Consider the following 12657-nt stretch of genomic DNA (forward strand, 5'->3'; position numbering starts at 1 on the left):
GTAGTTTATGGCAAGATGGCAAAAAAGCGCAGACAAAGTAATGAAAGCAGTAAGTAGGAAGATCAATAATAGTCCTGAACTGCTAGAGCGTATGACATCACCAGTTAAAGGTGTTACTAGAACAGTAGAAGGTCCTATTGCACGAACTCCTAATTTTGTTCCTTCTAGCTCAACAAACTTGATGGACGACATGATATCTAAGGCTACTGCGCCGAGAGATAAGATTCGTGCAACAAGGGCACAAGCAAGAGCAGGACAAGGTTCTAAGAATAAAGGAAGTCTTAGAGATGCAAGTCCGGAACAAATTCGAGCTAGGAAAGAAGCGGCAAGAAAAAGTAAGTCAGCAAGAGAGACAAGAAAAAGAGTAGCAAGTTCACAAGAAGCTCTTAAAGGTGCTACTCCAAATGATAAGTTTCTTGGCCGTATAGGTGCTACTGCAAAAACCTTATTCGGTTCAGGTATGGAGAATCTCAGAGCAGAAGGTAATTTAAGAAAAGCAGGTATAGGCGCTTTCCAATCATCAGTTGCTTCAGCAGCTGTAAGTGGTGGTATTGGCTATTTACAAGGAGATGATCCTTGGGAAGCAGCTAAAACTGGCGCAATACGAGGTGCTTTTGCAGGTGCAGGATACCAAGGTTTAAAGGCTGCTACACACGCCAATAAAGGCTCTATAAAGGGAAATCTTAAGCACATAGGTTCTACTACTAAACAAGTTTACCAAGCCCATACGCCAGCAGGACACGCCTCTCTTAAGCAGAATGGTATGTCCAATCAATTAAGACGCGTATTGGAAGCAAAACAAATGGACCAAACAACAAGCAGAATATATGGTTTCTAATAAATAGGAGGGTGAGTAATGGCTATTTTAAATTCAGTCAAAAACCTTGCTAAGATAGGCGTTCAGAATACTAAGATTGGCACAAAGATGGCTGCTCATAGTGTTAAGAACAGCCCGAAAACAATTGCCAATGGAGTTAAGAACGCCCCGAAGAATATTGTTAAGAGTACCTTTGTTGATACAAAGGATAAAGAAAAGAAGTTAAGCAATTTCTACACTGGTAAAAAATTAAATCCAAAACATGTTATGGCTGTTGGTGGAGGTTATCTTGCTATTAATCAAGCTAAGTTAGGCTTTGAACATAAGACAGTAGAACCTCTTAGACTAGCAACTATGAATAACTATCAGGAGATTGGTGCGCCGGACATCATGATGTATGACGGTGTAGGACAAGAACGTGCTCCTAAGAATCTAAACGCTGATGGTAGCATTGTGTTTGGTCTTCATAATAACAGAAGGGGGTAGTTTAGATGGCATTAAAAGCCGTTTCTAGTGTATTAAAAGCAGTAGGATCTAGAGGTGGTAAGAAACTTGCTACAGCTGGTGGTCTTACGTTTGGAGCCGATACTGCAATGAATTTATATGGTGGAGATGACTTAGGTACATCTGTATTAAAAGCTGGTGTTACGGGTGCTTTAGCTGCTTCAAACCCTCTATTATTCGGGGGAATAACTGTTGCAAGCATGGCCCAAGAGGGCTATTGGGGCCTACAGCAATTCAATCACCAAAAGAAACAATGGTGGAACGCACAATATGCAACAAATAACGTAGTTGGTGGAAATTATGTGGATACACAAAGAGCCCAAACTATGAGACAAGCAGCTGTACAAGCCATTCAAGGAAGTAAGATGAACGCAAGGAGTGCACTTGGCGGAGAAGCTAAGATATTAAACCCTTACGCATCTAGAAGATATTAAAAGGAGAATAGAAGTATGAGCAAATTTACTAAGTATGACCAGGAAATGCTCGAAATTATTCGTGACCCTGTTAAGTGGACAGAGCATCACTTAGGGGAAAAACCACGTTGGTATCAAGAGCAGATCCTTCGACATCCGCATCATCGTAAAGTTTTACGTTGTGGTCGTCGTATCGGTAAATGTATAGAAGAAAATCAACGAATCATCAACCCAAATACGGGAGAATATCAATCGGTAGGAGAGCTTTACAATGCTCAAGTTAATGGTAGCGCTACACCACTATTAACATTAAATGAATCCTACCAGCTAGAAAATAGCGAAGCATTCTTTATTGAAGATAATGGTGTAAAAGATACATTCGCTGTTGTAACAAAGCATGGAGCACGAGTTGTTCTTACAGGAAACCATCCAGTATTAACAGTAGACGGATGGAAAGAAGTAGATGCTCTTCGCATCGGTGAAAGTATTGCTACACCTAAATTCTTACCTGTATACGGAACAAAACAAGTCGATAAAAACAAGCTCCGTATCCTTGCGTACATGCTCGCTGCGGGCCGTTTTAACAAGGATAGTATTAGCTTCCAGGCACGTTATGAAGGCGTCAGAGAGACGTTACAGGAGTCTTGTGAGGCACTTGGTATTAGAACATATCGTGAGCGTCATAAGAAGGCGACGATCTACTTAATGAACTTTAGTAACTTCGAGTTTTATAGAGAAATAGAAGCGAAAAAGATTCCTTCATTTATCTACGAGTTAGATAGAGAACACTTAGCATTCTTCTTAGGAAGTCTGTATTCTGCAGGTGGTTGGTTCTTTGCTGGCCGTATCTGTGAAATTGGATATGCTACGAAACATCGTCAATTCGCATTAGACTTAAAACACTTACTTCTACGTTTTGGTATCCAAGCGAATTTACTTCAAAAGGAAATGAACGATTCTGTTTATTACCACCTTATGATTTATCACCGTTCCTCAATCTTATTATTCCTCGAACATTTAGCTACACCAGAGCGTAACTATGAAGAAATTCAACAACGCGCACTTGAAATGAACTCTTCTGAACCAACACTCCCTAAAGAAGTATGGAAATACATTGAAGAAGAACGAATTGCTAAAGGAATCAAGAAAGCTGAAGTAGTTGGAAAGGGTAACCGCCGCTACCGTACAGAGAAAGGTATCTCTTTAAGTAATGCTCGTGTATATGCAGAGAACTTACAATCTGCAATGTTGCATGACTTAATTAACTCTCATGTATTATGGGAGGAAGTAGTAGAGATCATTCCACTTGGTAAGAGACAAACTTATGATGTTTTCGTTCCGGAGACTCATAACTTAGTAGTCGAAGATATCCTTGTGCATAACACATGGACAATGTGTGCTCATATGTTGTGGGTAGCATTTACATGTAACGGTGGAACAAGAATGACAAAAGGCGCTGCCTGTGTTGTTGCGACCCCGTATGACAACCAAGCACGATTAATCTTTGACCAATTAAAAACCTTCATCGATAATAACCCCGTATTACAAGAATCAATTTCTTCTATTACTAAAAACCCATATGTAATTCAATTCAAAAACAAATCCGTTATTCGTCTATTTACAGCTGGTACTCGTTCTGGTTCAGAGGGTGGATCTCTTCGTGGACAACGTGCTGATTGGTTGTACATGGATGAGGTTGACTACATGGGCGATAAAGATTTCGAATCTATTTTCGCCATCGTCAACGAAGCACCTGACCGTATTGGATGTATGATTGCATCAACTCCAACAGGTCGAAGAGGGATGTTCTATAAAACATGTACTCAAATGAAATTGAATCAAGATGTGGAAATGGATGAGAACAACCGCTTTAATATGAAAACATATAATCGTAAAGCATCTGAAGGTTGGGCGGAATTCTACTTCCCGACAATGGTTAACCCTGAGTGGGGACCTAAGATGGAACGTGAGTTACGCAAACTATTCTCAGAAGCTGCTTATGAGCATGAGGTACTTGCAGAGTTTGGTACAGAGATGGTTGGGGTGTTCAACAAGGATTACGTTGACGAAGCTTCAAGCATTGGTTACAACTACACTACATCACCAACTCATGATGGCCCTATTGCAATAGGTATTGACTGGGATAAAGCAGGAGCAGCTACTCAAATTGTTGTTACTCAATACAATCCTTTTGAGGTTCGTCGTCCAAGACCAGAACTTGGAGAAACAGAGCCGTCATTTGGACGATTCCAAGTTATTAACCGTATTGAAATCCCTAAAGGGGAATTTACATACGATATTGCAGTTAAGAAGATTATTGAGTTAGATGGTGTTTATAATCCATTTGGTATCTATGCTGATGCCGGAGCTGGGGAATACCAAATCGAATTACTACGTAAAACACTAGGCGATAAAGTTAAACGTGTTCACTTAGGTAGTTCTCAAATGGTAAGAGACCCACACAGTAGAGAATTTGAGAAGAAACCATTAAAAGCATTTATCGTTGACCAAACGAAATTAATGCTAGAACGTGGACAGCTTCGAATTCCTCACCGTGAAAAAGATGAAACATTAGCAAGACAAATGACAAACTACCAAGTAACTCGTTACAGTCCGAAAACAGGCGAACCTACTTTCACAGATGTAGATGAGCATGCTTTAGATGGATTAATGTTCGGTTTACTAGGATTCATTAATGAAAAACCGGAATTAGCTGCAACTGTTATTAATAAACCGAATGCTAAGACAATAGCGAAGGTGAAGAAAACATTTACTGATCCGTTTAAACAACAGGAACGTGCAACTAGTTCTAGTGATTCAGAGTTAAGACAGAAATCCAAAACAACAAAAGTAAGACAAAGAGCTACCCAAGGTTTTGGCTGGGGTAGACGTGGTACTAACATGAATATGCCTTCCCGCGGAGGGTGGTAATAAAGGGCGACAGGTATCCGCAATGGGCCTGTCGTCTTTTTTAATAAAAGGAGGATAACAACATGGATGAAGTTTTAGGAAAGAAAGTTGAAATAGATACCGAATTAGAACGTTCCGTTATAGAGTACAGACCACGAGTAAAGTACGAACCGAATAAACCGTTCACTGTACATTTGCAAACAGAAGAAGTTATAGGAGAAGATCCGGAAGAACGTGAAGAAGATGGTTCTTTTGTTCCCGAAGAAAAACCTGCTAAACAATACGATAAGTTTGTCGATACATTAGAGCAGATTAAAGAACTTATTGATTCTGTTGAGAAAAAGATAAAAGACATGCAGATTCCTATTTCGCAAGAGGACTTAGAAAAAATCTATCAATCACAACCATCATTCGACCCAAGCATAGCTAACAATGGTTTTATTGATTTTGATACATATAAGAAGACATTTGAAGATCCAGAAGCTCCTGCAAACTCACTTATTCAAGACATTGTTCATTCATATGCAGAAGATGTAGAAGGTAATTTAGATCTTGAATTTTATGAAGACCTAAAGGAATTACAATCGACGGTAGAAGAAGGGTACTTCCTATTTAAAGAAACTGTTTTAAAGAATTACCTTGATGGTGACATTCCTGCTCTGCCGGAAAAGAATAAGGACTTCACTGAACAAATCGAAGAAGCGGTTAAGAAGCAAAAAGAATGGTTTAGACAGGTAACGAAACTGTACAAAAACAATGAAGGTACATACTATGAATCTCTTAGAACAGAATATGGTTCTCCTGAATTCTTCAAAGCAAGTGATGAGTATATAAAAGCAAAACGTCCTTATGATATCGCAATCCGTGAGGAGAAAACCGTTAAGGAAATGATTTCTCTTGTAGATGGTCTTCTTATAGGTTCGGAAGATTGTTCCGACTCTATTAAATCCGGATTAGTTTTAGGTAGCGAGATTGACCGTGAAGAGGTTATGAATTTATTAGAAAATCAAGCTTCTACTAAAGAACAACTTACCGATTTACTCAAATTAACGCAGTTATCCTTGAAGCTACAACTTAACCAACAAATTGAAGATAAAAAACAATATCGAGATGTGTTAAAAAATATCAACAATCTTTCTCGTAAAAAGCGCTCACATGACGAATTACTTATGGCGTTCGAACTTCGAAATAAGATGTATCTAAACATGTATGACTCATTGCAACATTTAGAGTCTCCAAGTAAGGCACCTGGGGTGGAATCATTCCTGAATCAGATGGCTGGAGGATTAAGCCTTGTACAAGGACAGTATGATTCATTCCTGCAAGATGTGTATGCAATGTATATGTCCGAATACGAAGTAAGAAGAGAGAAAATCGATAAAACGTTAAACAAGGAAAATGCAAGAGCCGGTTATTCTTTGGTATTAGAGTATCTATAAGAGAGGTGTACTAAATTGAATATGATAGAACGAATTCGTAAAGGGGTTCGATTAAGAACTATTAATGAAGCACCTTCCGCAACTAAACGTGACCCGAAGAAAATTGCAGTTAAACGTTTAGGACAAGCCATCAAAACTGCGGGTGGGGGAGGAGACTTCGAGAATTCACCAGTTGATTTAGCGGAAATTGGCCGTGCATATTATACGGACAGTTATATTCGCAGAGCTGTAGACAAACATGCAGCCCTAATGTTTAAGAATGGCTGGGAGATTTCGGGTAAAAACGATCAAGCAGTTGAGTATGTATGGACCCGATTAAAACTAATGTCAGAAGCGACAGGTCAAAGTATAGATTCATTCTTACAAGAGATTTCTGACAACCTAATTCTTTATGGTAATGCCTACGTAGTAAAAGCTCGTGCAAAGACGGGTGGATTACCAACTGGTGTTACAGCTATAGGATATACAGGTAAACAACCTATTGCAGGTTACTTCCCATTAGCTGCTCCAAATATCACAGTAAGTCGTGATGAGAATGGTAAGATTCTAGCTTATGAAGAAACTGCAGGTAGTGGTGGTGGAGAAGGTGTTCAGTACAAACCAGAAGACATGATTCACTTCACTTATCGAAAACCAAGTGGTCGTGCATACGGTGTACCATTCATCTTCAATGCTTTAGATGATGTTAAGTTACTTCGCCAAATTGAAGAGAACGTAGCAAGATTAATTTACCGCAATCTATTCCCTCTATATTTATACAAAGTCGGTATTGATAAACCGGGCTTTGAAGCCACAGATGAAGAAATCGAAACACTTCGAGAAGAAATCCGTAACATCCCTGTAGATGGAGCTTTAGTTGTTCCAGAGCGTCACAATATTGAGGTAGTTGGTTCGCAAGGACAAGCTATTGATGCAAATGGATACTTAAAGTATTTCCGTCAACGTGTATTCTCCGGATTAGGAGTAAGTGACACAATCATGGGTATTTCGGATACCGCTAATAAATCCACATCTGATAATCAATCTTCAGATTTAAATGACTCCGTTAAAGACTTCCAAAAAACATTCGCTGATATTGCTAAGTTTGCAATCATTAATGAACTTCTTTTTGAAGGTGGATTTGATCCTATTTTAAATCCAGATGATGAAGTTGACTTCATATTTAATGAGATTGAATTCGATGCAAAAATCAAACGCGAAAATCATGTTGTTCAGTTGTTTATGCAAAACACAATTACGTTTGAAGAAATGCGTCAGTTACTTGGTAAGGACGTAGTAGTAGATGAAGCTCGTCTTTATGGAAACATGTTTAGCGCAGCAACTAATACTGCTTCAGATAGTGAAGGTGCTGCTAATCAGGGTAACAACAAAGACCAACCAGAGAACCAACATGGTAAGCAGACAAGCCCAGGTAAGCCTAAGACATCTGAGACAAGGAATAAGAGTGTTTCAGTTTCAGAAAACACAAAATTGACCGAGGCTACTCAACTGGTTAACTTGTCTGAGTCATTACAAGTTGGTTCATTCACTGAAAAGATGGAGAAATACTGGTCTGATGCAATGGAAGATGTCCAAGGTAGAGTTTCTAATCAGCAGGACACTGAAACCATAACTGCATTCACTACTGGTCTTGTTACTCAACTATTCCATGAAAAGGCTCGTCCATTTGTAGAGCGCTCATTCCTATATGGATTCCAAGAAGGATTAAACCAAATGGGGAATCAGTTCACGAAATTACAACCGGGCGATGTAGAGATCGCGGTAGAGAAACACAGCCAATCATACAAGAAGTTAACACAGGACATTACAAGTTCTGTATCAGCTTGTTATGAGAAAGACACTCCAGTCGCTCATGTCAGCCATGCGTTCACGGCTAACCGTTACCGAATAGGGTTTATCGCGAAACGAATTGCTTATGAAGCTTACAACTATGGGGTTGCACTAGCAGCGGAGAGAGCCAAGAAAGATAGGGTTTATGTTAAGCATAAACCTAATTGTTGTAAGACATGCTTATCCGCTTCTTCTGAAATCCCCTTAACTGATGGTTGGAGAACACAAATACCACCTCATCATACCAACTGCGAATGCACAATCGTAATTACCAACAAGGAGGTCATCTAAGATGAACATTTTAAAATGGAAGGGCCTTGATATAGACCCTAAGGAAATTCATGAATCTGTAACTACGAAAGCTCAAATCTCTCAAATTGATACAGCATTCAATGAATCTACTAGCGAAAGTGGAATTACTGTTCTTTATCCAAAGATTGAAGCAATCCACGAAGGACGAACTCGTAACTTCAACCGCTATACTGCAGAAAAACTAAAAGGAAACCACGAATTAAAAAGTGGTGTTTATAGTTGGACGCAGCCTTTCCCCAAACCCGTTATCCACAATCACGACGTTAATACAGAAGCTACTGGTCGTGTTTACTCCGCTTCATTCACTGAATACACTTCAGCTGGTCGCCCCGGTATCATCGTAACTCCTAAAATTACTCAAGAAAAAGCAATCAAAGATATCCTAGAAGGTCGTTTACTAACTGTATCTATCGGTGCAACTACAAATGCTGCAGTATGTACAGTTTGTGGAACAGACATCATCAACGAAGGTTGGTGTGGTCATATGCGTGGAGAACAGTATGACGGCAATGTATGTGAATGGGTTGCTGGTGATTTATTCTTCGACGAATTAAGTTGGGTAAACGTACCTGCTGATTCTGATGCAATGATTACAACGAATGGATTAACTAACAACACAATGTCTACTGGTGAAGGTGTTACTGATACAGGTGGAGGAATCATCGTAACAGGCACAGTTGAGGGCGTTAAGATCGATACTTCGACTTCAACGTTGACTCCTGATTCTGGAGTGGTTAAAAGTGTAAGTGAATCAAATGAAAAGGAGGAAAACATAGTGACGCAAGAGGACAAAAATGTTGTAACAGAGCCAGTGGTAGAAGAAGCTGCTCCGGTTACAGAAGAGAAAGATGAAGCTACTCAAGAAGCAACTACAGAAGAAACTGTTGTAGAAGAGACAGTAGAAGAAGCAACTCAAGAAGTTACAGAAGAAGAAACTCCAGCTACGACTGTTGAAGAAACGCCAGTAGTTGAAGAGCCAGTTGTAACAGAACAAGAAGAAACTCAATCTGCTGAACTTACTCAAGTTCAAGAAGAGTTAGCTGAAGCTAAAAATACGATTGAAGAACTGACAAGTGCAAATGAGAAACTTGCAAAAGATCTTCATGAATCTACTGTTGGTTTCCTAGTTGATCTACGCGTGGCAGTAGGTAAAGAATCTAGCCGCGAAGAAGCAACTGCAAAATATGCTGCTCGTTCTATCGAGTCCTTACGTGATTCTATCTCTGACATTCTAGCAGAAAAACCATCTATTCAGACGAGTCGTACTGTTGAACGTGTAGAGAAACCAGTTGGAAAAGTTGTTACTGAAAGTAAAACGTTGGCAACTGAATCACTAAAGGTTACAAGTAATGAAGAAGCAATTATTCGTCTATTAACTGGACGCAGATAAAACCCCCAAATAACAAGGAGGCACATTCAAAATGGCACAATTCCCAAATGTGAATGGTTCTTACAAATTCAAAGGTAAGACACATACTAACTTAGTAATCTCTGAAGGTATGGCTCCGGCGGAAGATTTAATTATCTCTCGTACTAACGGTGCAGAAACTTTCATCTATGAGTACGGCCCAGAGGGTAACCAAACGGTAGTACTTGCAAAAGGTAAAATCGTTGAACTAGTTGGCGCTGAGTATGATCCTGAAACAGGTCATCAAAAAACAGCTGTTAAACAAGCAACAGATGCAGCTGAAAAAATTGCTGGTGTAAATTTACACAATGTTTATTCTCGTCGTCGTGATGGTATGGTTTCTACTTTAACAAAACCAACTGTTATCACTCGTAACTATGTTGAGGTTCCTTTATTCGAAACTGATGGTACTGCTGATTTAGCTGCTGCTCAAGTACTTGCAAAAGCAATGAAATTCGGTGCTGCTGTTTCTGAAAAGAAACAAGACACTACAAAATTAATGCCTGGTGACCGCGTTGTTTCTGACAAAGACGGTAACTTCCGTAAATACGTTAAAGGCACAGATGCTCCTGAAGCTATCGTTGGACAAGTTTGGGCGAAAGAAACTGAACTTCCACCAGCTGGATTCCTTCAATACTACTCAGAATTAGTTAACCCTGAAATGGAAGCATTCTTAAAACAAATGTCTCACGCTCCATCTCCAGGTGCTCCAGGTACAGGCGTAGGCGCATTCCCTTATGGATCTTCTTACACTGAAAAAGGTTGGAAGCCTGAATTCGAAAAAATGTTAGGCGCTAAAGGTTTAACTGGAATTCCATTCTTAACTGACGGATTCTTCCGCGCTCAAGAAACTCGTAACTTTGCTGTTGCTACTGGTACTGCTGGTTCAATGACAATGAACGACAACGTTGAAGCTGTTCGTGGTGCAGAAGGTACTACATTCGATGCGAAAGACAACAAAGTAGTAGTTGGTGCAGGAGTTAAAAACGCTGCTGTATTCATCAAATTAAAACAAAAAATCGATACTACTAAACTAGCTGACGTAGCTGCTCAAATCGATGGTAAAGCAGTTAATGCTAACGACATGCATGTTGATGTTACTCACAACACTGTTGTTATCTACCTACCAATCAATGAAACTGATGCAGCTGTAGAACACACTGGTTTAACTTTAACAGTACCAATGGTAGTTGATCCAATCGCTGGAATTCCTACTGCTTGGGACCACAAAGGTTCTGTTGGTGCAGTACGTATTTTACTTCAAAAATAATCAACCTCGAAATACCCCTCACTTATTCTTCTAAACATGTAATCTCCTAAGCAAATAACCTAATAGTTTAAACTTTACGGTCCTGAGATCAACAGCTTAAAAGATAAGTAGACACAATTCCCATTTAAGGTGGGGGCTGGAAAGTCTATAATCCCCCACTTTAAATCTTACCTACAAACACTCAGGAGGATACATATATCATGGAAAACACTCAAAATATTGAACTTCATGAGAAGTACACAAAAATGATGGCATATGCAGGAAAAGTACCTGCTAAGCAACGCGTACAAGTAAGTGAAGCATTAACATCGGCTGATGCAAACATTTTAATCCCGAAAGTAATCTCTACAGTAGTATTAGAAGCTGCTGAACCTTTAACATTAGTTTCTAACCTATTCCAAAAGGTTACATTAAATGAAGGACGTTCAATGGAGTTCATCCACTTCGGAGCAATTCGTGCATTCGAAATTGGAGAAGGACAAGAATATCCAAACCAAGCACTAGACATCGCACAAGGCGGAATTGGTTCTGTAGATGTTAAAGTTAAGAAATACGGTTTAAAAATCGCTATTACTGACGAAATGATCTCAGACTCACAATGGGATGTAATCGGATTACACCTTCGCGCTGCTGGTCGTGCAATGGCTGCTAAAAAAGAAGAAAATTGCTTCAACGAATTTAAGAAAACTGGTCACGTAGTATATGATGCTGATTTATTCCCAGCTGGTACTGACGGACACCCTACAGGTCGTGGATTCGATGGCGAACTTAACGGTACATTAGCTGCTGAAGATATCATCGACATGGCTGTATCAATCATGAGCGCAGGCTACACTCCTACAACAATCATCATGCACCCTCTTTGCTGGTCTCTATTTGCTAAGAACGCTGCTCTAGAAGGCACAAGCGTTGCTGCATTTGGACAAGGCACTTCAAACTTTGACCCTCGTACATTCAACACTTCAAACGCATTAGGCTTAGAAGTAATCTTCTCTCCATTTGTTCCTTTCGATCAAGCAGGCAAGAAATTCGACTTCTTCCTAGTAGACAAAAACAACGTTGGTGTAATGTTAGTTAAAGACGAAATCTCTACAGAGCAATTCGATGATCCAACTCGTGACATCCAATCTCTAAAATTACGTGAGCGTTATGGCGTAGGCGTACTAAACGGCGGAAAAGCAATCGCTGTTGCTAAAAACATTCGCTTCGCTAAGACTTACCCAGCTCCAACTCGTAGCTTTGCTGATATGCCTTTACCAAAGGATATGCAAGGTGCAGAAGCTAAGAAGCACGACGTTATCTAATTAAATAACAATTATGTTCCTACGGAGCTCCTACAGTTGATGTAGGGGCTTCTTTTATAGGATAAGCCAAACAAAACACAGAACTGAAAGGATGAATTATTCATGACAGAATTAAAAGTATTTGTATCTCCGCATTTTTCAGAAGAGGAATTTGAAGACACAGTTAGTGGTCTTACATTTAAAAAAGGTCGCTCAATCAATGTTCACTCAATTGATATTGCAGAAAACAAACTATCTGGTATCCAATCTGCTTTACGTAAAAACATCTTACTTCCTTATGATAAACAAACTCTTGAATTCGTTAATGGTAAAAACATTGCTAAGGACGAAGAAGTGGTTAAACCAGAAGTAGTTGAACCGGCAGAGAAAGAAGAAGTTGTTGTTGAAGCAGCTGAAGTTAAGCCAGCTAAGAAGACTCGTAAAAGTACTAAAAAAGAAACTGAATAAGCG

General features: G+C 39.5%; 10 protein-coding genes. All 10 read left to right on the forward strand.

What is annotated here, in order from left to right; all coding sequences use genetic code 11:
• The first annotated feature begins 7 nt into the window (after window positions 1–7).
• The 10 genes from JDS99_RS05680 to JDS99_RS05725 all read left to right on the forward strand — a co-directional run bounded on the left by JDS99_RS05680 (window position 8) and on the right by JDS99_RS05725 (window position 12654).
• Window positions 8–838 (forward strand): hypothetical protein, encoded by an 831-nt coding sequence (locus JDS99_RS05680; RefSeq protein WP_139888886.1) that lies wholly within the window; start codon window positions 8–10, stop codon window positions 836–838.
• A gap of 18 nt (window positions 839–856) precedes the next feature.
• Window positions 857–1303 (forward strand): hypothetical protein, encoded by a 447-nt coding sequence (locus JDS99_RS05685; protein WP_199694727.1) that lies wholly within the window; start codon window positions 857–859, stop codon window positions 1301–1303.
• Between the two features lie 5 nt (window positions 1304–1308).
• Window positions 1309–1755: a hypothetical protein gene (locus tag JDS99_RS05690; protein WP_139888888.1), complete on the forward strand. Its 447-nt coding sequence runs from the start codon at window positions 1309–1311 to the stop codon at window positions 1753–1755.
• Between the two features lie 15 nt (window positions 1756–1770).
• Window positions 1771–4665: an LAGLIDADG family homing endonuclease gene (locus JDS99_RS05695; protein ID WP_139888889.1), complete on the forward strand. Its 2895-nt coding sequence runs from the start codon at window positions 1771–1773 to the stop codon at window positions 4663–4665.
• Between the two features lie 62 nt (window positions 4666–4727).
• Window positions 4728–6083: a hypothetical protein gene (locus JDS99_RS05700; protein ID WP_139888890.1), complete on the forward strand. Its 1356-nt coding sequence runs from the start codon at window positions 4728–4730 to the stop codon at window positions 6081–6083.
• Window positions 6084–6104: 21 nt separating this feature from the next.
• On the forward strand, window positions 6105–8204 hold the full coding sequence (locus JDS99_RS05705) for a phage portal protein (RefSeq protein WP_199694775.1): 2100 nt from the start codon (window positions 6105–6107) through the stop codon (window positions 8202–8204).
• Between the two features lies 1 nt (window position 8205).
• Window positions 8206–9615, forward strand: coding sequence for a hypothetical protein (locus tag JDS99_RS05710; RefSeq protein ID WP_199694728.1), 1410 nt, complete (start codon window positions 8206–8208; stop codon window positions 9613–9615).
• A gap of 31 nt (window positions 9616–9646) precedes the next feature.
• Window positions 9647–10903 carry a hypothetical protein gene (locus JDS99_RS05715; RefSeq protein ID WP_199694729.1) on the forward strand — a complete coding sequence of 419 codons (1257 nt, stop codon included), beginning with the start codon at window positions 9647–9649 and terminating at the stop codon, window positions 10901–10903.
• 200 nt (window positions 10904–11103) lie between these two features.
• The gene (locus JDS99_RS05720) at window positions 11104–12207 is read left to right on the forward strand and encodes a phage major capsid protein (RefSeq protein WP_199694730.1); all 1104 of its coding nucleotides are present in this window, start codon (window positions 11104–11106) and stop codon (window positions 12205–12207) included.
• A 102-nt stretch (window positions 12208–12309) separates the two neighbouring features.
• Window positions 12310–12654 (forward strand): hypothetical protein, encoded by a 345-nt coding sequence (locus JDS99_RS05725; protein WP_199694731.1) that lies wholly within the window; start codon window positions 12310–12312, stop codon window positions 12652–12654.
• Window positions 12655–12657 lie beyond the last annotated feature (3 nt).

The organism is Bacillus cereus group sp. N6, assembly GCF_016483705.1.
In the GTDB taxonomy this organism is placed as follows: Bacteria; Bacillota; Bacilli; order Bacillales; family Bacillaceae_G; genus Bacillus_A; species Bacillus_A wiedmannii.

What these genes read in the sequence shown, in the direction of transcription:
- JDS99_RS05685 (WP_199694727.1), top strand. Translation starts at nt 857, where the DNA reads ATGGCTATTTTAAATTCAGTCAAAAACCTTGCTAAGATAGGCGTTCAG.
- JDS99_RS05720 (WP_199694730.1), top strand. Translation starts at nt 11,104, where the DNA reads ATGGAAAACACTCAAAATATTGAACTTCATGAGAAGTACACAAAAATG.
- JDS99_RS05695 (WP_139888889.1), top strand. Translation starts at nt 1,771, where the DNA reads ATGAGCAAATTTACTAAGTATGACCAGGAAATGCTCGAAATTATTCGT.
- JDS99_RS05705 (WP_199694775.1), top strand. Translation starts at nt 6,105, where the DNA reads ATGATAGAACGAATTCGTAAAGGGGTTCGATTAAGAACTATTAATGAA.
- JDS99_RS05725 (WP_199694731.1), top strand. Translation starts at nt 12,310, where the DNA reads ATGACAGAATTAAAAGTATTTGTATCTCCGCATTTTTCAGAAGAGGAA.
- JDS99_RS05700 (WP_139888890.1), top strand. Translation starts at nt 4,728, where the DNA reads ATGGATGAAGTTTTAGGAAAGAAAGTTGAAATAGATACCGAATTAGAA.
- JDS99_RS05690 (WP_139888888.1), top strand. Translation starts at nt 1,309, where the DNA reads ATGGCATTAAAAGCCGTTTCTAGTGTATTAAAAGCAGTAGGATCTAGA.
- JDS99_RS05710 (WP_199694728.1), top strand. Translation starts at nt 8,206, where the DNA reads ATGAACATTTTAAAATGGAAGGGCCTTGATATAGACCCTAAGGAAATT.
- JDS99_RS05715 (WP_199694729.1), top strand. Translation starts at nt 9,647, where the DNA reads ATGGCACAATTCCCAAATGTGAATGGTTCTTACAAATTCAAAGGTAAG.
- JDS99_RS05680 (WP_139888886.1), top strand. Translation starts at nt 8, where the DNA reads ATGGCAAGATGGCAAAAAAGCGCAGACAAAGTAATGAAAGCAGTAAGT.